At 34.5% G+C, this 21,835-nt stretch carries 15 protein-coding genes; 2 read left to right on the forward strand and 13 right to left on the reverse strand.

Going from position 1 to position 21,835, the window contains the following annotated elements:
• Positions 1-33 precede the first annotated feature (33 nt).
• On the forward strand, positions 34-1,839 hold the full coding sequence (gene rho / locus BUE10_RS10760) for a transcription termination factor Rho (RefSeq protein ID WP_073484947.1): 1,806 nt from the start codon (positions 34-36) through the stop codon (positions 1,837-1,839).
• A 198-nt stretch (positions 1,840-2,037) separates the two neighbouring features.
• Here rho and BUE10_RS10765 read toward each other — a convergent pair whose 3' ends face one another.
• From BUE10_RS10765 to BUE10_RS10795, 7 genes are all read right to left on the reverse strand, one after another.
• Positions 2,038-3,060: a M28 family peptidase gene (locus BUE10_RS10765; RefSeq protein WP_073484949.1), complete on the reverse strand. Its 1,023-nt coding sequence runs from the start codon at positions 3,058-3,060 to the stop codon at positions 2,038-2,040.
• Between the two features lie 9 nt (positions 3,061-3,069).
• The gene (locus BUE10_RS10770; RefSeq protein WP_073484951.1) at positions 3,070-4,038 is read right to left on the reverse strand and encodes a DUF3667 domain-containing protein; all 969 of its coding nucleotides are present in this window, start codon (positions 4,036-4,038) and stop codon (positions 3,070-3,072) included.
• Positions 4,039-4,208: 170 nt separating this feature from the next.
• On the reverse strand, positions 4,209-4,982 hold the full coding sequence (locus tag BUE10_RS10775) for a dienelactone hydrolase family protein (protein WP_073484953.1): 774 nt from the start codon (positions 4,980-4,982) through the stop codon (positions 4,209-4,211).
• A 98-nt stretch (positions 4,983-5,080) separates the two neighbouring features.
• The gene (locus BUE10_RS10780) at positions 5,081-7,279 is read right to left on the reverse strand and encodes a penicillin acylase family protein (protein ID WP_073484955.1); all 2,199 of its coding nucleotides are present in this window, start codon (positions 7,277-7,279) and stop codon (positions 5,081-5,083) included.
• Between the two features lie 2 nt (positions 7,280-7,281).
• Entirely contained in the window at positions 7,282-8,133 is an 852-nt protein-coding gene (locus BUE10_RS10785; RefSeq protein ID WP_073484957.1) for a cyanophycinase, read from the reverse strand.
• Between the two features lie 12 nt (positions 8,134-8,145).
• On the reverse strand, positions 8,146-9,624 hold the full coding sequence (locus tag BUE10_RS10790) for a M20/M25/M40 family metallo-hydrolase (RefSeq protein ID WP_083598035.1): 1,479 nt from the start codon (positions 9,622-9,624) through the stop codon (positions 8,146-8,148).
• 18 nt (positions 9,625-9,642) lie between these two features.
• The gene (locus BUE10_RS10795) at positions 9,643-10,095 is read right to left on the reverse strand and encodes an Lrp/AsnC family transcriptional regulator (protein WP_056202639.1); all 453 of its coding nucleotides are present in this window, start codon (positions 10,093-10,095) and stop codon (positions 9,643-9,645) included.
• Positions 10,096-10,830: 735 nt separating this feature from the next.
• Here BUE10_RS10795 and rocD point away from each other — a divergent pair.
• Positions 10,831-12,084 (forward strand): ornithine--oxo-acid transaminase, encoded by a 1,254-nt coding sequence (gene rocD / locus BUE10_RS10800; RefSeq protein ID WP_073484960.1) that lies wholly within the window; start codon positions 10,831-10,833, stop codon positions 12,082-12,084.
• Positions 12,085-12,364: 280 nt separating this feature from the next.
• Here the strand turns inward: rocD and BUE10_RS10805 are convergent, their stop codons facing one another.
• The 6 genes from BUE10_RS10805 to epsC all read right to left on the reverse strand — a co-directional run bounded on the left by BUE10_RS10805 (position 12,365) and on the right by epsC (position 21,779).
• A complete protein-coding gene (locus BUE10_RS10805; protein ID WP_073484962.1) occupies positions 12,365-13,759 on the reverse strand; it encodes a RagB/SusD family nutrient uptake outer membrane protein in 1,395 nt (464 codons plus the stop codon).
• Positions 13,760-13,769: 10 nt separating this feature from the next.
• The gene (locus BUE10_RS10810; protein ID WP_073484964.1) at positions 13,770-16,748 is read right to left on the reverse strand and encodes a SusC/RagA family TonB-linked outer membrane protein; all 2,979 of its coding nucleotides are present in this window, start codon (positions 16,746-16,748) and stop codon (positions 13,770-13,772) included.
• A 329-nt stretch (positions 16,749-17,077) separates the two neighbouring features.
• A complete protein-coding gene (locus tag BUE10_RS10815) occupies positions 17,078-19,012 on the reverse strand; it encodes a family 2A encapsulin nanocompartment cargo protein cysteine desulfurase (protein ID WP_073484965.1) in 1,935 nt (644 codons plus the stop codon).
• Positions 18,996-19,916: a family 2A encapsulin nanocompartment shell protein gene (locus BUE10_RS10820; protein ID WP_073484967.1), complete on the reverse strand. Its 921-nt coding sequence runs from the start codon at positions 19,914-19,916 to the stop codon at positions 18,996-18,998. The genes BUE10_RS10815 and BUE10_RS10820 overlap by 17 nt, the downstream gene beginning before the upstream one ends.
• Positions 19,917-20,020: 104 nt before the next feature.
• Entirely contained in the window at positions 20,021-20,941 is a 921-nt protein-coding gene (gene cysK, locus BUE10_RS10825; RefSeq protein WP_073484969.1) for a cysteine synthase A, read from the reverse strand.
• Between the two features lie 13 nt (positions 20,942-20,954).
• Positions 20,955-21,779, reverse strand: a complete 825-nt coding sequence (epsC, locus tag BUE10_RS10830; RefSeq protein ID WP_073484971.1) for a serine O-acetyltransferase EpsC — start codon at positions 21,777-21,779, stop codon at positions 20,955-20,957.
• Positions 21,780-21,835: the final 56 nt, after the last annotated feature.

Genomic DNA, 21,835 nt, shown 5'->3' on the forward strand with positions numbered 1-21,835 from the left:
TCCTTTAAAATAATTAAACTCATAGAACAATTCATGTTTGATATTTCTGCATTAAAAGAAATGAAGCTTTCTGAGCTTCAAGAAATAGCTAAATTAGCTAAAACTATAAAGATTAATGGCGTTAAAAAAGATACTCTGATTACTCAGATATTAGCGCATCAGGAGGCGGCATCTGCACCGCCAGCAGAAACTATTGCAGAAAAGGAAGCAAACAGTGACAAACCAAAAAGAGCACGAATTGCTCCGGTTAAAAAAACAGTCAGTAAAAATGCCCCTGTTCTTGAATTTGATAGTGTAGAGGAAACTCCAAAGGAAATTGAAACTCCTGCGGCTGTAGAAGAAAAGCAGACAGCACAAACTGAAGAAGCTGTCGAAACTAAAACTCCAGAGAAAAAAGGACCTAAAATTGTAAAATTTAATAAGTCAGCTTATGAAAAAAAGGTCGCTCTGCAAAAGGAAAAAGAAGCTGTAAAAGAAGTAGTTTCTACTGAAGAAGTTACAGAAAATGATACAACAGCACCAGTTGCTGAAAAAACTGAAAATACTGCCCCGGTTAAAAAGATTAATCCTAATCAGAATAAAAACCAAAATCCTAACCAGAATCCGAATCAAAACCAAAACCCAAACCAAAATGGGAACGGAAACGGAAATAATGGGAATCAAAACCAGAATCAAAATCATAAAAATAAAAAGAACAATAATTTCAGGGATTCAGATTTTGAATTCGACGGAATTATCGAAAGTGAAGGTGTTCTTGAAATGATGCCTGATGGTTACGGATTTTTACGTTCTTCTGATTATAATTATTTAGCTTCACCAGATGATATTTATTTATCAACTTCACAAATCCGATTATTTGGTTTAAAAACCGGAGATACTGTAAAAGGTGTGGTTCGTCCTCCAAAAGAAGGCGAGAAATTTTTCCCTCTTGTTCGCGTATTAAAAATCAACGGACATGATCCGCAGGTTGTTCGCGACAGAGTTTCTTTTGAACACCTGACTCCAGTTTTTCCTTCTGAAAAATTCAAATTAGCCGAAAAAGGCAGTTCTATATCAACCCGTATTATTGATTTGTTTTCTCCTATTGGAAAAGGGCAGCGTGGAATGATCGTTGCACAGCCAAAAACGGGTAAAACAATGCTTTTAAAAGATATTGCCAACGCAATTGCTGCTAATCACCCAGAAGTTTATTTGATCGTTCTTTTGATCGATGAGCGTCCTGAAGAGGTTACAGATATGCAGAGAAGTGTTCGTGGTGAAGTTATCGCGTCAACTTTTGACAGAGAACCGCAGGAACACGTAAAAATTGCCAATATCGTTCTTGAAAAAGCAAAACGTTTGGTTGAATGCGGACACGATGTTGTTATTCTTTTAGATTCGATTACACGTTTAGCAAGAGCTTATAATACAGTACAGCCAGCATCTGGAAAAGTGTTAAGTGGAGGTGTTGATGCAAATGCATTACAAAAACCAAAACGTTTCTTTGGAGCGGCTAGAAATGTAGAAAACGGAGGTTCGTTAAGTATCATTGCAACTGCATTGACAGAAACAGGTTCTAAAATGGATGAGGTTATCTTTGAAGAGTTTAAAGGAACGGGTAACATGGAACTTCAGTTAGATCGTAAAATTGCGAACAAACGTATTTTTCCTGCAATCGACCTTACTTCATCAAGTACACGTCGTGACGACTTATTACTTGACGAGAAAACTTTACAAAGAATGTGGATCATGCGTAAATATCTATCTGATATGAACCCGGTTGAATCTATGGATTTTGTAAACGATCGTTTCAAGAAAACAAAAAATAATGAGGAGTTTTTGATTTCTATGAATGACTAAGGGAAGTTGCTAAGGTGCTAAGGTTCTGAGTTGCTAAGTTTTTTTTCTTTGACTTTAAACTTTAGTTCACAATATAAAAAAGGGATGAGTTTTATAAAACTCATCCCTTTTTGTTTTTATCTTAGAATCTGAGAAACTCAACAACTTAGAATCTTTAAAAAAAATCTTAGAATCTTAGCATCTCAGAACCTTAGCAACTTATTTAATCGGTTTATCAACCACCGGTCTATTCTCTCTATTCGCTAATTCCCAAGCTAGGACAAAAGCCAGTTTTGTTCTTTTAGTTAAAGCGTCGTATTCGATTTTTTGAGGTTCGTCGCCTTTTCCGTGGTAATCTTCGTGAACTCCGTTGAAGAAGAAAATTGCAGGAATACCATGTTTTGCAAAATTGTAGTGGTCAGAACGCTCGTAAAAATGATTTGGATCTGCTGGATCATTAAATTTAAAATCTAAGTCCATTTTGATATATTTTTCATTTTGAGCCACAACTGCATTGTGTAAGTCAGATGATAATCTGTCGGCACCAATTACATACACATAATTGTTTGTGTTAGCGTGTTCAATATCGCGACGTCCGATCATATCAATGTTGATATCTGAAATCGTGTTTGCAATTGGAAACAAAGGATTTTCAGAATAAAAACGAGACCCGTGTAAACCATGTTCTTCACCAGTTACGTGTAAAAACAAGATAGAACGTTTAGGTCCGTGGCCTTGTTTTTTAGCTTTCGCGAAAGCTTTAGCCATTTCGATAACAGCAACAGTTCCAGAACCATCATCATCAGCTCCGTTATACACTTCACCATCTTTAATACCCACGTGATCGTAGTGAGCTGAAATTACCAAAACTTCATCCGGTTTTTCAGAACCTTCGATGTAAGCCCAGATATTCTCAGAATCAGGTAAATTTTGATTACGTTTTGCATTTAAATACGATGCAGGAATATGCTGGTAATAATCAGATGCACCTTTAGGGAAAGATACGCCGCTTTTTTTGTATTGCTCAATCATATAAAGACCCGCTTTTTTCTGTCCTGGTGATCCGGTTTCACGACCTTGCATTTCATCAGAAGCAACAATATAAAGCATTTTTTTAAGGTCTTTTTCAGAGATAAGCTTCACGTATTTCGTTGGATCTGAATTATCCTTAGAAGCAACAGACTGCGCATTTTTACATGAAAACGCCGAAGCAATTAATAATAGAATTACAATTTTTTTCATTATAGTATATTAGTGTAAATTGATAAATGTGTATAAAACATAAAATGTTAGTAAAAATAGAATAAAAAAGAAGTTAATAAAGAATAATATTACGCTTTTAACAAACGAAACTACTCTGCTTTCTCCATAAAAACGATGGTGTGCCGGATAAAAATAATAACACATCCATATTGTGCCCACAACATTGACTATACTTGCAATAAAACTAATCGGGTTGTCTTCTCCAAATAATCCAACTACTCTTTCTACGATAAACATAATGAGGAAAATGAGCAGTAAAAACGAGAAATAATGCAGTGTAAAAATTCCGTGATCAAAATAATACCATTTCTTTTTATTATGGAAAATCCATAGAAAGAAAGCGAAAAACGGCATTATAATGAATAGGATTTTGGGAATATTATGGAAAAATGATTCAATGAATTTTGTTACAATTTCTCTTTTGGTATTATTCTCTGTAACATGAACTGATTTTTCATATAACCAGTATTCAAGCTCTGAGAGTTTTTCATCTTCCTTACCATACTTTTGAATCGAATCGATTTCTTTCATCGTTTTTAATTCAAAATGGGTTTTGTACTTACTTTTAACACCATCTTTATCCTGATTAATGAGTTTTGTAGAAATTTCTTTTTCACCTTTACTGATCTGATCGCCTACTTTACTTGGAAATATGGCAATTAAAAGAAAAGTAATAAAACTGATAAAAATATAAAGACGAACGGGCGCCAGATAAGACAATCTTTTTCCTGAAAGATATTCTTTTGTCAGTGTTGCCGGCTTAAAAAGAAGGTTTCTTATTGTTTTCCAAAAAGCATTTTCATAATGCGTTAAATCTTCAAAGAAATGAATAAATAAATGATGAAACGTTTTTCTGGAATCTGAATTTTCCTGTCCGCAGTTTGGACAAAATTTTTGTTCAACAACATACCTGCAGTTTAAACAGGTTTTGTCTTCTCTAATTTTGTTATGTGACATTGATTATTTTTGGTTGATTTGATTTTGGTTATTGGTTTGCCCGCTGATTATACGGGTTAAACGGGTTTACAATGGTTTTTGCTACGAATTACACGAATTTTCACGAATTAATTTTATTATAATCAGTGTAAACCCGTTTAATCAGTATCATCCGTGTGCCATAAAAGGTGTTATTTTTTAAGAACTTCGTTTAAAAAAAGCTGTAAATGTTCAAATGATCTTTTTGCTGCAACGGGATTGTAAGCAGCGCCTTTTGAATTGTCATTTCCGGCTTCAGGATTTGTAAAAGAGTGTACAGAATTTGCATAATAAATCATTTGCCAGTCGGCTTTTGCATCACGCATTTCCTGTTGAAAAGAGGCAATTTCTTCTTTTGGAACAAAAGGATCATCAGCTCCGTGACAAATTAAAACTTTAACTGAAGTTGGTTCGGTTTTTCTGGCTGCATCTTTACCTAAACCGCCATGAAATGAAGCAATTCCTTTTACGTTAAGATGTCCGCGAACCGCTTCAAGAACTCCGGTTCCTCCAAAACAATATCCAATAGCTGCAATATTATCAGCATTTGCTCCGGATTTTACTAATTCCTGCAAAGCTGCGTTGATTCGTTTTTGATAAGCTTCGTAATTTGTTTTATAAAAACCGGCTTGTTTTCCCGCTTCAGAAGTGTTTGTTGGATAATTTCCTTCTCCATAAATATCTGCGATAAAAACATTGTAGCCTAGTTTTGATAATTCTTGGGCAATTCCTTTTGAAGCATTATCGATTCCTAACCAAGCTGGTAAAAGCAAGATTCCAGGATTATTAGCGCTCTTTTTAGCAGATTTTATAAATAAACCATTCAATGCCTGGCTTCCTTCAGCATATTTTACGGGTTTTAATTGTGCATTCATAGTAGTTGAAAACAATATTGCAGCAAAAATAAGGGTGACTAATTTTTTCATTTTTTTACAATTTTTAACAAATATCAGAAATATTATGTTACAAAAAAACCTCGGAAGCTATTTCACGAGGTTTATTTAACACATTTCATCAAACAAAATTATTTTCCGGGATGATAGGTTCGTTCGGCATTTTTAAGAACGTCTTCTTTATAAAATAAAACGTCTTTAAATTGTCCGTTTCGATACATTTCTGCCTGATCTGTAAAATGCTTTGAATTGGCATCACCGCTGTTCCCACCGGCTAATAATGATTTTGCTTTTATTTTTGATCCAAATTCAACCGCGCACACAAAACTGTTTCCATTGTAACCGTATCGTTTTTTTGAATTATTTTGATAATTGGCTTTAAAAGAAGGCAAACTTCCCCATGAACCAGGGCCAAAACCAATTGGTAAACTCGGTTTAGTATCATCATATTTTAAATCAATATCGCCGCTTGAACGCTGAAAACGATTGATTTCGCCCCAAGCCGTTTTCCAGGTTCCCCATTTTGAGTTAAGTTCTTTTATAACAGTTTGCAATTGCGGAATCATTTGCGATACAACAGCATTTTTTGCAAAATTTTTAGTGTTTTCAACCTGATCTAATTCTCCTTCATCAATATAAGCTTTCTGAATAATTGGGTCTAATTTATAAGCCCATTCAACGGCTAAAGTTGTGGCAACAGAATTTTCTTTAGCATAATTATCCCAGTTTTTAAGAATCGAAATAGGTTCAGCTAATTCTGAATATTCAATCGATTCTGGCTTTATATTTTTTTCGAAAACAGCAATTAAACTCGGAATTAATATTTCAAAAATGGACAATTTAGTATCATAACCATTGGCGATAACTTTGTCTAAAGTATATTTTTCGTTGTTGCTGAAAATTCGAACAGCATTTACACCTCTAAAATTTTCTCCATCCGGCGCCATATATGGAATATAATTTTCTTTTTTCGGACTATTATTTCCTGCGACAGAAAAAGGGGTAGAGTTACAATTTTGAAGCCAGCCATTTACTGGATTATACAAATGAACCGTTTCATTAACATCATGCAATCCTTTCCATTGTGTTGAAGAAATTGAGCCGTCAATAACTTTTGCCCAGTTTAAAGTTTTATCCCGAATTGGAATAAAATTGCCGTGCCAATAGGCGATATTTCCTTTACTGTCGGCATAAACCGTATTGTTAGAAGTATTGGCTTTTAAATCCATTGCTTTTTTGTAATCGTCAAAATTGGTCGATTTAGTTCGAACCCAGCTCTGAATCAAACTTGTCATGGAACGATTATTTGATTTTAAACTAATCCATTTTCCATCTCGTTTGGCCATAATTGGGCCGTTATTCGTAGCGTAGGTTTTGAATTTCTTCGGAATTAGTTTTCCTTTTTCCAGATATTTTATCGTGATTTCTTTTTCAATAATAGGTAAAAGTTTAGAATCAAATTCGTAGAAAAGTTTTCCATTTTTATTGGTGATTTTTTCGGCGTACATATCGGCAACATCAACATTTGAAGAAGTATGCATCCAGCCGCAATTTTCATTAAAACCCTGATAAATAAAAAACTGACCCCAGGTTACGGCGCCATAAACATTTAAACCTTCTTCACTTGAAATTTGAACTTCTGGCCTGAAATAAAATGTTGTATGCGGATTAATATATAAAATCGAATTTCCGCTTTCCGTTTTTGATGGAGCAAAAGCAAAACCGTTTGAGCCGGTTTGTACATATTTTTCTCTTTCTACATAAGCCACTTTATCATTATTTCCAGAATAAAAAGCTTTTAATTCTCCAGTCGAAAGATCTGCAGTGCTTATTGCGCCAATACTTCCGTCAGTCCAAAGCAGCGGAAACCACGGTTCAAAATGTGTTAAAAGTGCAGGTTTTACTTCCGGATGTTTGTAGAGATAAAAGTTAATTGCATCGGCATAACTGTTTAAAAGTTTTTTAAGCCAGTCCGGTGCTTTTTTATAATCTGCTTTGGCTTCATTAACATCAATTAAAAGTTTAATTTCTAAATCATTATATAAAACAGATTCGCCATTTATTTCAGAAAGACGACCTAATTTTTCTATATAATTCATTTCAATTCTTTTAAAATCATCTTCACATTGTGCATACAATAAACCAAAAACAGCATCGGCATCAGTTTTTCCGTAAACGTGGGGAATTCCCCAATTATCACGGATTATAGTAACTTTTTCAGCCAGTTTTTCTAATCGGCTACTTTCTTTTGTGCTGATTTTTTGTGCCGAAAGCTGAAAACTAAAGCAGATTAAAAAAGTTATTTTTAAGATTTTAGAATACTGAAACATGTTTATTTGATATTAAATTTTTGCCCGGCGGTATAAATGCTCATTTCTAATTTTTCAATTGAAATTAGATTATCTTTTTTCGCTTTTACAATGCCTTTTGGATTCTTGAAAACAATTACTTCACTTTCTCCGGCAACTTCTACTTTATTATTTCTAACAATAATGGCAGTTGCTTCGTCAATTCCAATTCCCGTTAAATCAGGAAATTCAATCAAGGCAGAAAGTAAACGGTTGTAGCGGTTTCTCTTTAAAAAATGCTGATCAATAACGACAGTTTTTAATAAACCCAAACCTTCATCAGTTTCGAGATTATCGTATTTAATAACAGAGAAAGTTCCCGTATATTCTTTTTGTAATTTTTGGTTTCCGGTAATCATTTTTTCAGACATTACGGCTGCTCCGGCGCTTGTTCCAGAAATTGTACTTCCGTTTTCATACGCTTTTAAAATTGCTGTTTTTATGGGAGTATTATGAACAACTTTCATAAAACGCGTTTGATCGCCGCCGCTTATAAAAATCAATTTAGCATTTTGTACGGAATCTGTCAGAGTCTTATTTTGCGCCGTTTCTTTGTTGAAATTCAGCATTACAATTGGGTTTGATGTCAGCTTTACCATTTGCGTTTTAAAAAAGATAAACGAACTGTCCGGTTCTTCGCTTGACATGGGTAAAACCACGATATAATCTTTTTTGCCCAATTCTGCTACATCCAAAACCTGTTTCATTAAATCATCAGAACGATCGCCGCCGCCAATGATAAATAATTTTCCCTTTGGATTTTGCGCCTGAACAAAACAGCTCGTTAATAGCAAAGAAAGAATGGTAAACGATTTGATAAGTAGCTTATTTTTCATGGTTTATCGTGTTTAGTTTGGCTGGTTTTCTATAAATTTTAAAAGAGAATTGTTGACAATAAATAATACGTCTTGTATTTTATCCAAATCTACTTTTGAAGCTTTATCGCGCGGTGTATGGTAATCTTCGTGAAAGCCGCTAAAGAAAGTCATAATCGGAATTCCTTTTGCGGTAAATGAAGCATAATCGCTTCCGGAATGTCCGTTAGTTTCCCATAAATCTAAAGTAAATGGATTTTGAAGTTTAGCGTTGCTTTCGCTGGCAATTTTCTTTAAGTATTCTGTTTCTTTTTGGGTTCCGATGCTAAGAATTCGATGGGTTTTATCTTCAGACGCACTTCTCGAAATCATATCCATATTGATACAGAGAAGTATTTTTTGATTTTTTAAATTCTGAGCAAAATATTCACTTCCTAGAAGTCCCATTTCTTCGGCAGTCCAGGATGCGAAGAGAATATTATATTTAGGCTGTATTTTAGATTCTGACCAGTTTTTTGCCAAAGCCAGCATTCCAGATGTTCCAGAAGCATTATCATCTGCACCATTATAAATAGAATCATTTTTAATTCCTAAATGATCGTAATGCGCACCAACGATAATTGTTTTTGTTGTGTCTTTTCCGGGAATAAACCCTAAAACATTTTGAACTGGAAATGTTTCAGATTGTAATTCTATCGAAAAATTGATTTTTACATTTTTTAATAGAGTAGAAGTGAACTCTTTTTTTATTGAAATAGAAGTTCCTGAAAAGAGACTTTCTGCAGTTACTTTACTAATTCTAAAAACGGGAATTGCTTCTGATTTTGAGTTTTCTAAAGAATGAAAAACTTCGTTTTCTTTAGCGGTTTCAGGTTTAAAATTTTCTTTTGTATCAATAATAATCAATGCAATTGCACCTTTGCTGATGACCGTTTTTAGTTTTGTTTCCTCTAAATCATTTTCTTCCGGAAATATCTTTTTGAATTTCTTATATGCTGCAGATGTGCTGTCATTATCGCTGGGAAACCCGCTTTGTACGATAACAATTTTATTTTTTGCATCTACGTTTCTATAATCGTTGTAGTTTTCTTTTGATAAACTTAAGCCATATCCCACAAAAACTACTTCAGCTTCTTTTTTCTCAATCGATTTTGATGTTGGAGTCACTTCAAAATCTTTTTCAGGAGATAGGGAGATGGTTTCTTTATTTCCTTTTTTGATTTCTAAAGTGACTTTTTTAACTGAATGTTCCTGAATTTTAAATTCCTGAAAAAAAGATTTTCCGTTGTTATTATAAGGTTTCAGTTTATAGGAGTACATCGTAGACGCAATATAAGTGGCTGCTATATAACCGCCTTTTTGATTGGCTTCTCGGCCTTCCATATAATCAGAAGCTAGAACAGATAACGCTTCTGCAAAATCACTTTTTACAGGATTTGAAACCGTCGTTTGCGATACAAGTATTGATTTACAAAAGAATAATGTAAAAAAGATTAGTATTCGTAAACGCATATTTCACCAGATAATTAATTATAAAATGATATTTCTTTTAAAAGCGCACCCTAATTCAATAATAGAATCTGTTTTAGCGATTCCGGGAATATTATCGATTTTCTCGTAAAGAATTTTTCGCATATGTTCGTGATTCTTTGCCACAATTTTGATGTAAAGCGTAAATGAACCCGTAACATAATAACATTCTGTAATTTCGGGAATATTTTTTAATTCTTCAATAATTCTATCAGAATCAGAATCTTTGTTTAAAGTAATTCCGGTAAAAGATGCCCAGTCAAATCCAATTTTTTTCTCCTGAATAATGGGTTTTATACCGCCAATTATTCCTTGTTCCATTAATCGGTTAATACGCTGATGTACCATTGTATTTGATATTTTCAAATTGGCCGCAATGGCAGAAAAAGCCATTCTTCCGTCTTTTTCTAATTCTTTAATTATGTTGATATCAAATTCGTCTAAACTATCCATTTTGTAATGTTAATTTTTATTTTTTCAAATATTCTTTTTTGAAAATAAATATGTGTTAGCATATGTCTCTACGGGACATTTTAACGTGATTAAATTATTTTTTTCTACCGATCTGTAACTCCTAACGGAGTTAAGATGCTGTACGTTTTATTTTTTAAATATTTTGTTTGAAATAAATTCGTGTTTTACTGTATAGTCCCTACGGGACATTTTACCGTTGTCTTATTCTTTTTCCTACCGATATTTAACTCCTAACGGAGTTGTGCTGTTATGCGCTTTATTTTTCAAATTTTGTTTGAAATGAGTATTTGTTTATCAGATGTCCCGTTGGGATATTTTGCAGTGATCAAACCTTTTTTCTAACAATATTTAACTCCTAACGAGTTGCGCTGCTACTGATTTTATTTCTAATAATCATTTCATGAATTATTGATGACCACTTCATACATTTATCCATCATTTCAAAAATATCTCGTAGAGATAAAATATCGGTAGCTTTAAATATATCGTCCCAGCAATTAGTCCCGTAGGGACTACACTATCATAACCATAAAAGTAGCTATTTTTTTTAATAAAAGATTATAAAGTCAAAATTTCTAAAAATTAAATTTGATTCTACATTGTCTTAAAAACAACTATTTTGACTTTACAATCGTTAATATGGAGTCAAAATATACTATTTAAGCTTGTGGATTTGAAAATTTTATTACTTTTGCTTTTTTAAAGTTAAATATCATGACACATACAGAAAACACCCTTTCGTCAAAATCAGAAATTTTGATTGAAAAAGAGAATAAATACGGAGCTCATAATTATCATCCGCTTCCTGTGGTTTTAGAAAGAGGAGAAGGAGTTTATGTATGGGATGTTGACGGGAAAAAATATTATGATTTTTTATCGGCTTATTCTGCAGTAAACCAAGGACATTGTCATCCTAAAATTGTAAAAGCAATGGTTGATCAGGCGCAGACATTAACGCTTACTTCTCGTGCTTTTTACAATGATAAATTAGGGAATTACGAAGAATACATAACAAAGTATTTTGGTTTTGATAAAGTACTGCCGATGAATACTGGTGCCGAAGCTGTTGAAACAGCTTTGAAAGTATGCAGAAAATGGGCGTATGAGGTAAAAGGAATTCCTGAAAACCAAGCACAGGTTATTGTTTGCGAGAACAATTTTCACGGAAGAACTACTACAATCATTTCATTTTCAAATGATGAAACGGCTCGTAAAAACTTTGGACCGTTTACAGATGGATTTATAAAAATTGAATACGATAATCTTGAAGCTCTTGAAAAAGCTTTAGAATCATCAAAAAATATAGCAGGATTTTTAGTGGAACCAATTCAGGGTGAAGCTGGAGTTTATGTTCCGTCTGAAGGATATTTGGCGAAAGCAAAAGCATTGTGTGAGAAACATAATGTTTTATTTATTGCTGATGAAGTTCAAACCGGGATTGCACGTACCGGAAAATTATTAGCGGTTCACCACGAAAATGTACAGCCGGATATTTTGATTTTAGGAAAAGCAATTTCTGGTGGTGTTTATCCGGTTTCGGCAGTTTTATGTAATAACGAAATCATGAACGTTATTAAACCAGGTCAGCACGGATCTACTTTTGGTGGAAATCCTGTTGCGGCGGCAGTTGCGATTGCAGCTCTTGAAGTGGTGAAAGATGAAAAACTGGCTGAAAATGCAGAGCGTTTAGGTGTTATTTTAAGAAAAGGTCTAAATGAAATTGCTGAAAGAAATCACTTAATTACGCTTGTTCGTGGTAAAGGTCTTTTGAATGCAATTGTGATTAACAGCGGTGAAGATTCTGATTTAGCTTGGGAAATCTGCCTAAAATTTAGAGACAACGGATTATTGGCAAAACCAACACACGGAAACAAAATTAGATTTGCTCCGCCATTAGTTATGACTGAAGATCAAATTAAAGAATGTCTTGAAATTATTGAGAAATCTTTAAATGAATTCAAATTATAAAAGGTTGCAGTTTATTGTTAATGAAGCTGCATTTATGATGCAGCTTTTTTATGAAGTTAAAATTATATAACAAACAACAATAATTATATAATTTATAAATCAGGTTACTGAGTAGTTTTGGGTGTTGATTTAACGTGCTTTTTTGGATGTAACAAAAGTGGCGGTTGAAGCTTAATTGTAATTTGATTAAAAATACCTTTTTAAATATTACTTAGAATCTGTTATTAAATGAAAAAGCCATTCCGTGGGGAGAATGGCTTTTTTTATTTTAAATAATTTATTAAATTCTGTATCCAGGATTTTGAGTGATTTTTTTGTTAGCATCCGTTTCTTTTAATGGAATTGGGAATACTAATTTATCAGCATCATAAGTTAATAATAACGGATCTCCATCTGGGGTTTCAGTTAAAATGGAACGTTTAGTTCTTTTAATATCATGAATTAGGAATCCTTCCATTCCAAGTTCTAATTCTCTTTCTAATAAAATATCATCAATTGTTACGGTTGCCAAATCATCAGCATGGGCTCTTTCTCTGATAATATTAATATCATCAACAGGAGCGTTTCCTATTGCAGTTCCTTCTTCAAAATTTCCTTCTGCTCTAATTAAATACATTTCGGCCAGACGAATAATTCCAACATTGGCAAACTGATCTGTAAATTTAGAAGTCAAAATTCTGCCATTGTCTTCGTTTTCGTAGATAAACTCTGCTCTGTCATCAGGATCACTGAATTTTTCCAAATAAGCATCTCTAATAGAAAAATCTCCACCGCGTCCTCCGTTACCTTCAGAAGCATAAAAAGTTACAGCATCATTTACACCTGTTTGTTTGGTAATTTGAATTGAGAAAACATCTTCTGTTTGGTCTGTATCGTGATTAAAAGCTCCAGCATAACTTTGAGATAATCCATGTCCGCTGTTTTCAATAACGTCATTTGCAGCATCTCTGGCTAAATCATATCTGCCTTGCTGCAAATAGACTCTTGCCAATAAAGCCTGTGCGGCATATTTATCGGCATAAAAACCATTGTCTTCCGGTAAGTTGGTGTAAGCCAGATTTAAACCATCAATTATGACTTGGTACACTTCTTCAACCGTGCTTCTTTCTTTTGAAAGGTCTACACTAAAATCATAAATAGCGTTTGGTCTTATTACAACTCCAAGCTGTGTATTTGTCTGACCAGTTTCGTAAGGTTTTGCGAAAAAACGAACCAAGTCAAAATAAGCCAATGATCTTAAAAAGTTAGCTTCACCAATCATAACCGCTCTTCTGTCTGGATCTTTTACTTTGTCGATATTTTCGATAACCGTGTTTGATGCGTTTATAATTTCATATAATCTTGCATACGTTCCTTCGATAATTACGTTATCAGACAGCATATTTTTGCTATACATTTGTCTTAATTCTCCAAAAGTACCGCGCCATCTTAAATCAGTTGTACTTAATACTCCCGTTACACCAAGTAAATCGGCATACAATAAAACTCTTCCGCCGTAAGCGTTTCCGTTTGCTGCCAGCGCATAAGTTCCGGTAAGTACGTTTGTTACTCCGGTTTCTGTACTTAATGTTGTATTAGCGTCTTCTCTCTGTTTAGGCTCTATGTCTAATTCATTTTCGCAGCTTGTAAAAAACGCAGCGAAAAATATAAATAGGATTAGTTTATTTGCTTTCATCTTTTTCTTTTTAAAAATTAAAGTTTACACCAATTGCAGTTGTTCTCGCTGGAGGTGCTGAATAAAAATCTTCTCCAATTCCGGCATCATCTCTTCTTGCTTCAGGATCGTTTCCTTCGTAGTTTGTAAAGGTCAATAAGTTAACTGCAGTAAAATAAACTCTTAAACTACTCATTCCTAAATTTTTCAGTACGTCCTTAGGAAGTGTATATCCTAAAGTTAAATTTCTTAAACGAACAAAATCGGCTTTGTCAAGATAACGAGAAGAATCTTGTGTACCGTTTGATCCTCCAAATCTGGCCTGCGGTACATCTGTAATATCACCAGGATTCTGCCATCTGTTTAGCTGATCGGCTGTTTGGTTATCAAAATAATCAGCCGCAGTTGATTGATAAATCCCTGCTGAATTATAGATACTTGCGCCCCATTCTCCCTGAAATGTAAAGGTGAAGTCAAAACCTTTGTAAAGAATTGTGTTTGTTAAACCAGACATTAAAGTAGGGAAAGGGTTTCCTGCAATAATACGTTCTGCTTCACTATAATTACTTGTTTTAGTACGGTCAAGTGAGCCATCAGCATTTTTAGTGTTTTTGTAAAATAAAGCATCACCATTTTCTGGATCAACTCCAGCGTATTCAACTAAATAGAAAGATGAAATATTTTCTCCAACTCTATTAATATTGTATGAAACTATAATGTCTCTGTTATCGTTTGGAAGTGATTTTACCTTTGATTCATTTGTTGTCAAATTGAAACTAGTATTCCATTTAAAGTTTTCAGTATCAATATTTTTAGTGTTGATAGTAAGTTCAAAACCATTACTTCTTATTTTTCCAATATTTTTATTGATAGAAGCGGCTCCAGAACTTATTGGTAACGGAACTTCAAAAAGCAACCCGTCAGTATCTTTTTGGTAATAATCTGCTTCAATAGAAAATCGGTCTATAAAACCAATTTCAAAACCAAAATCAGTTTGAGCTGATTTTTCCCAAGTCAAATCATTGTTTCCAGGCTGATCAAATGTAAGCCCTGATTTTAAGTTATAAGGATTTGGTCTGTAAAGCTGACGTGAAGCAAAATTTCCAATTTCGGCATTTCCTAATTTACCCCAGCTTCCTTTTATTTTTAAATTTGAAATAGCTTTACTATCCTTTAAAAACTCTTCTTGCGAAATAACCCATCCGGCAGAGAACGCCGGGAAAACTCCAAATCGTTCATTTTTTCCAAAACGAGATGAGCCATCACGACGAATACTGGCTTTTAAAAGATATTTATTCATGTAAGAATAATTTAATCTTCCAAATTGAGAAACAAAAGCATAATCAGTTTCATTTCCGTGGCCTTCATTTACTTCGGCACCACCGTCAACAGTTTGAAAATCATCACTAGAGAAATAAATACTGTTTACATCCTGATATCTTCTGTTGTATTTGTTGAATTCCATACCAGCTACAACATTAAAAGTATGTTTTTCTGCAAATGTTTTATCAAATGTAAAATAGTTACTCGAAACATAATTTTCTGTATTTACAGAAGTCGCAAATACAGCCCCGTCTGTTGCCATAAAAGGAGCATTTTTACCTTGCCAGTAATCTTCAGTCTGAGATAAAAGATCGTATGAGAAATCAGAATTAAACTTTAATGAAGAAAGTATTCTAAATTCGGCAAAAAGTTTACCTGTAAGTCTGCGCATAATAGTTTTCCAAAACGTATTATCTTTTGCTAAAAGGTAGTTTGAATATTCTGTATTTGGGTTTGCACTTCCGTCTTCTAATCTTGCCGGTGAAATAGGCGCCTGTGCAACTGATTGAAGTGGAGAAGAAAAGGAGTTATCATCCTGAACCCTGTGAATTAAAGATCTTGAAAAACCAAGGTTCATTCCTAATGTTAAACGATCTGTAACTTTATGCGATACGTTTGTTCTGGCCGTAAATCTTTCTAACGTATTACTGTCAACAATACCAGTTGTATTATTATACGCACCAGAGAAGAAATACTTAGTTTTCTCATCTCCTCCAGAAGCAGAAAAATCAGCATCTGTAGTATAACCCGTTCTTAAAGCAATGTCCTGCCAGTCTGTATCAACTTCGCCATTTCTCCAATCCGTTCCCTGAGATAAGTATTCTAACTCATCTTCAACAGATTCTAAATCGTTGACGTTTCTTCCGGCTTCCTGTAATAATTCAACATATTGTTTTGCATTCAGCCATTTTCTTTTGTGTGTAGCTTCACTAACTCCCTGCGAAAGATTTACTGTGAAAGTACCTTTTCCTTCACGGCCTTTTTTGGTAGTAATTAAAACAACTCCGTTTGCTCCACGCGCACCGTAAATTGCTGCAGAAGACGCATCCTTTAAAACATCTATCGATTCAATTTCATTCGTACTTAAAGTCAATAAAGGGTTTGTTGGTGCACCGTTGCTTGATTCATTATCATTAATTAACGGAATTCCGTCAAGAACATACAAAGGCTGCGTTCCCGCACTGATACTCGCCGCACCACGCACACGAATATTAATACCACCATCAACCTTACCATTTGTCTGCGTAATTTGAACCCCGGCCAGTTTACCAACCAAAGCATTTTGCACGTTTGAAACCGGAATCTGCTGGATATCTTTTGCTGTTACACGCGCGATATTATCTGTTAAGTTTCTTTTAGATTGTGTTCCGTATCCCACAACAACTACAGTTTCAAGTTCATTTTGAACTTCATCCAGCTGAATTGTAATGTTATTAGAAGCAGGAACTTCTACGGTTTTATAACTTACATAGGTTACAATAAGTATTTCGCCTTTTTTTGCGGCAATTTTAAAAAGACCGTCAAAATCAGTTTGGGCACTGATATTTTTTCCCTGTACTACAATATTTGCTCCGGGAATTGGCAGGCCTTTTTTATCTGTTACTTTTCCGGAAATAGATTCTTGTGCTGCAGCTATTTGTACAAATAGTAAAAACAACCACAAGCAGTGTTTTAATTTAATTTTCATATTCATTTCGTTTAAATTAGTCTCTCAAATATCCTAATTTATTGTTAATTTTTAATGATAATTTAACATTAAAAATAACAATTATGACTAGTTTTGTGATATTGATAACTTTTACATACGTGTTTGTTGGTTTTTGATGAAAATTGTTTGATTTTTTGATAAAAATGTAAGGCAGAATAATTTCGTTAAAAAAAGTGCTGTTTTTTTAGCGCCAAAAAACGTAGTTTTAATAAAAAAAGCGACTGTTATAAAACAATCGCTTTCAGGGTATAATTACTTAAAATATCAAAAAAAGCAATTATCATTTTTGAGAAGAGTTCTCATTATTTTTAGAATCTAACTTTTTTAAGTTCCCAAATGGTTTTAATAAAAGTATCAACATCATCGGTTGTATTATAAAATGCTAATGAAGGACGAACGGTAGTTTCAACTCCCATTCGGCGTAAAATAGGCTGCGCACAATGATGTCCGGTTCTTACTGCAACACCTTCTTTGTTTAAAGCCTGTCCAACCTGATCGTTTGAATAACCTTGTAAATTAAAAGACAATACACTTGCTTTATCTTTGGCAGTTCCAATCAATCGTACACCCGGAATTTCTTTTAAAAGCCTTGTAGCATATTCTAACAAATAATGCTCATATTGACCAATAGCTTCAATTCCTAATTTGGTTACATAATCGATTGCTGCGCCAAGACCAATGGCATCGGCAATATTTCCGGTTCCAGCTTCAAAACGATTCGGAGCTTTGTGGTATTTTATTTCCTCAAAAGTTACGTCCTGAATCATGTTTCCGCCAGATTGATACGGCTGCATTTCGTTTAGCAAATCTTCTTTTCCGTATAAAGCTCCAATTCCTGTTGGACCAAATAATTTATGTCCGGAGAAAACCAGCCAATCTGGATTTAAATCCTGAACATCTACTTTCATATGTGAAACAGATTGTGCGCCGTCGATTAAAACTTTTGCGCCGGCAGCATGTGCCATTTCAACTATTTTTTTCGCTGGTGTTACGGTTCCCAATGCATTTGAAACTTGTGTAAAAGAAACCAAACGTGTTTTTGAATTTAGCAGTTTTGCATATTCGTCTAGCAGAATCTGACCGTCATCATCAACAGGAATTACTCTTAATTTCAAACCTTTTTTATCTGCAAGGCGTTTCCACGGAACAATGTTCGCATGATGCTCCAGATTACTCACAATAATTTCATCTCCAGAATTTAAATTCTGTTCGCCCCAGGTTGCCGCAACAAGATTTATTCCTTCTGTTGCACCTCTTACAAACACAATTTCGTTTACAGAAGAAGCATTCAAAAAAACTTTTACTTTTTCACGAGCGGCTTCATACGCATCAGATGCGCGGGCAGCTAATTCATGTGCCGCACGATGAATGTTTGAATTTTCATGTTCGTAGAAATACGCAATTCGATCAATAACCGATTGCGGTTTCTGCGTTGTTGCTGCATTATCAAACCAAACTAATGGTTTTCCGTTTACGGTTTCTCTTAGAATTGGAAAATCTTTTTTTACCAATGCTGCATCAAAATGATGTCCTGTAAAAAGATTGATTTCTTTGTGTTCAAAAGAGTTTCCAACAATGATATCTGTACTTCTTTTATCAAAAGCGAAAGGATTCTGATCCAGAAAATAGTAAGAAGATGTTGTTTCATTTCCGTTTAAAGGAAAATCTTCGCGTTTTTTAAACTGTGTATCAACAGATGCCAAAGCAGCTTGTAATTCAATTTCAAAAGAAGAATTCTCTGTTTGAAATGGCAGATATTGATTGTTTAATAACAACGATGAAAAAACAGATTCTTCATTCAATTGAGCAGGTTTTGCATTTTTCAAATTAATATCATGAAATCCGGTATGCGGATCATTGATATTTAAATCATGGTTTTCCTGAACTCCAGACGACGAATTTTTGCTTTGCGGATCAAATCCTGCCCCGGCATTTGGGTATAAAACAGAAGCTCCTGTATTTCCATAATTTAATGCAGAAGGAGAAGCTCCAAAACCGCTAAATGCAGGCGGCGCAGGCGATGTACTCGACGGACTTACTGCGGGAATCTGACCTAACTGATCAAGGTTTCCCGTATGCAATATCGTTTCTGCAATTTTTGTCGCACGCGGGTGTTCGGCTTTATCCGGACTTAATGATATTTCTTTTGGAAATTCATATGGTAAAGCTTTGAACAATTCGTTTGCTAAATTTTGCAAATCGTCGATGTTTGGTAAACCGTTGCTGTTAATATTTGTACTCATGATACTTTCCTATTTCTACATCTTCTAAAACAGCAATAGCATCATCTACTAAAATAGCCAAAGAACAATAAAGAGATACTAAATAAGAAGCAATGGCTTTTTCATTAATTCCCATAAAACGAACTGATAATCCAGGAGATTGTTCGCCTTGTAAACCAGGCTGAATTAATCCGATAACACCTTGACGGCTTTCACCTGTTCTTAAAAGAATGATTTTTGATTTTCCTTTTACGATTGGCAATTTATCCGAAGGAATAAGCGGAATTCCTCTCCAGGTTAAAAATTGTGATCCAAATAATGAAATTGTTGGAGGCGGAACACCACGACGTGTACATTCGCGTCCAAAAGCCGCAATGGCTAACGGATGTAAAAGGAAAAATCCAGGTTCTTTCCACACTTTTGTCAATAATTCATCTAAATCATCTGGAGTTGGAGCTCCGGTTCTTGTTTTTATAATTTGAGATGGCGCAACGTTGCTTAATAATCCATAATCTTTGTTATTGATTAATTCGCTTTCCTGACGTTCTTTGATTGTTTCGATAGCTAAACGAAGCTGTTCTGAAATCTGATTGTATGGTTTACTGTATAAATCAGAAACACGGGTATGAACCTCGACAATGGTTTGAACTGCAGCCAGATTGTACTCTCTTGGATTCTCGATATAATCGACAAAAGTATTCGGTAAAATCCTTTCGTCGCGTGCAGAACAATCAACCTCGATGTGGTTTGCGTTTTTAACTTTATTCAAACGAAACACACCCGATTCTACTGGTGTCCAATGCAAAAGATGCGTTAACCAGCGTGGGGTAATAGTTCCAATTTGAGGAACAGTACGAGTTGCGATCGCTAATTGTCTTGCTGCAACATCGCCTAATGCGGTCTGTTGTTTTGGTAAATCTGCCATAATTTTAAGGTTTTTCGGTTATAATTTTGATTAAAATTTTTCTAGCTTTATTGAATTAAATTTATGGGTTTTTATTCAATTATAAGCTTTTGATTTGTAATTTGTTAAGAGAAAAAATCGAATAATTCCTCTACAGATAGATATCGCTCTCCGGTATCATAATTAAAAGTCAGGATTACGGCATCTTCGGGAATATTTTTCAGTTTTTTTGATACGGCTGCTAATGCTGCTCCAGTCGAAATTCCTCCAAAAATCCCTTCTTCTTTAGTTAATTTTTTTGCAAAATTAAAAGCATCATTTTTTTCAATAGTCACAATTTCATCGATATATTCTCTGTTAAAAACTTCAGGAATAAATCCGGCGCCAATTCCCTGCAATGGGTGAGGAGCAGGAATACCGCCGCTTAATACTGGCGAAAGTGCAGGCTCAACGGCAATCGTTTTTAAATTAGGAAAATGCTGTTTTAATATTTTAGAAACTCCGGTAATGTGACCGCCCGTTCCCACGCCTGTAATCAGATAATCAATTCCGTCCGGGAAATCAGCTAAAATCTCTTGTGCGGTGGTTCTTTCGTGAACTGCGACATTGGCAGGATTTGTAAATTGCGAAGGCAGAAAAGAATTTTTAATCGTTGCAGCTAATTCTTTGGCTTTTTCAACCGCTCCCGAAGTTCCTTTTTCTCTCGGAGTCAAAACATATTCTGCGCCGTAAGCTTCGATAATTTTTCTGCGTTCCACACTCATCGATTCCGGCATAACGATAATTACTTTGTAACCTTTTACGGCTGCCACTAACGAAAGTCCAATTCCGGTATTTCCCGATGTTGGTTCAATAATAATAGAATCAGGATTTAAAAGTCCTTTTGCCTCAGCATCTTCAATCATTGCCAGTGCAATTCTGTCTTTGATACTCGATCCCGGATTTGCTTTTTCTAATTTAATCCATACCTCGTGGGTTTTAAAAAGCTTGTTGAGCTTGATGTGCGGCGTATTGCCAATGGTTTCTAAAATGTTCTGATATTTCATGTGTTTGATATTTTTAAATAGAATAAAAAATGGGTTCGGGAAAAGGATTATTGTCCTTAACCTTCATCTCATTTTTATGGTAAACAACCGAATTGGAAGGCACAGAATACGTAAGCCATACATTTCCTCCAATAATTGAATCTCTGCCTACAGTTGTCTGCCCGCCAAGAATTGTGCTATTGGCGTAAATAATAACATTGTCTTCAATAGTTGGATGCCTTTTGATAAAAGCTTCCTCTTTTTTAACGCTCAAAGCACCAAGTGTCACGCCTTGATAAATTTGAACATTATTGCCAATAACAGTTGTTTCGCCAATAACGATTCCCGTGCCATGATCAATTGCAAAATCATTTCCAATTTTGGCTCCGGGATGAATTTCAATGCTCGTTTTAATATGCGCATATTCTGAGATTGTTCTGGCTAATAATTTTAAATCCTGCTTCCAAAGCTGATGAGAAAATCGATAAACGGCAATAGCGAAAAAACCTGGATACGAATATAATACTTCTTCTAAAGTTTTGGCTGCAGGATCTTTAGCAAAAATGGTTTGAGCATCATTCAATGCTTTTTTATGTAAATAAGGCAGAGCCTCAAAAAATGTTTCCGTCTGTTGTTTGGTGTTTTGATTTTTAGGAGCAAAGTCTAAAACCAGCTCGTCAAATTGTTTTTCTAATCCATCAAACTTATTTTCAATAATAGCCACAATGCCGTAGGATTTTGAAGTATTCGAAAACAAAATTGAAAACAATTCATCTATAAACTGATGGATTAATTTCTTTTCAGGAAGTATTAATAATTCCTGATGCTGTCTTGCAATTTCCTGATAAAATGAATTCATATTGATTTGATTTTATGATTAGAAAAATTAGGCTTGTTTTTTAAACACATAGAGAC

It is taken from the genome of Flavobacterium sp. CF108 (assembly GCF_900129795.1).
Classification (GTDB): Bacteria; Bacteroidota; Bacteroidia; order Flavobacteriales; family Flavobacteriaceae; genus Flavobacterium.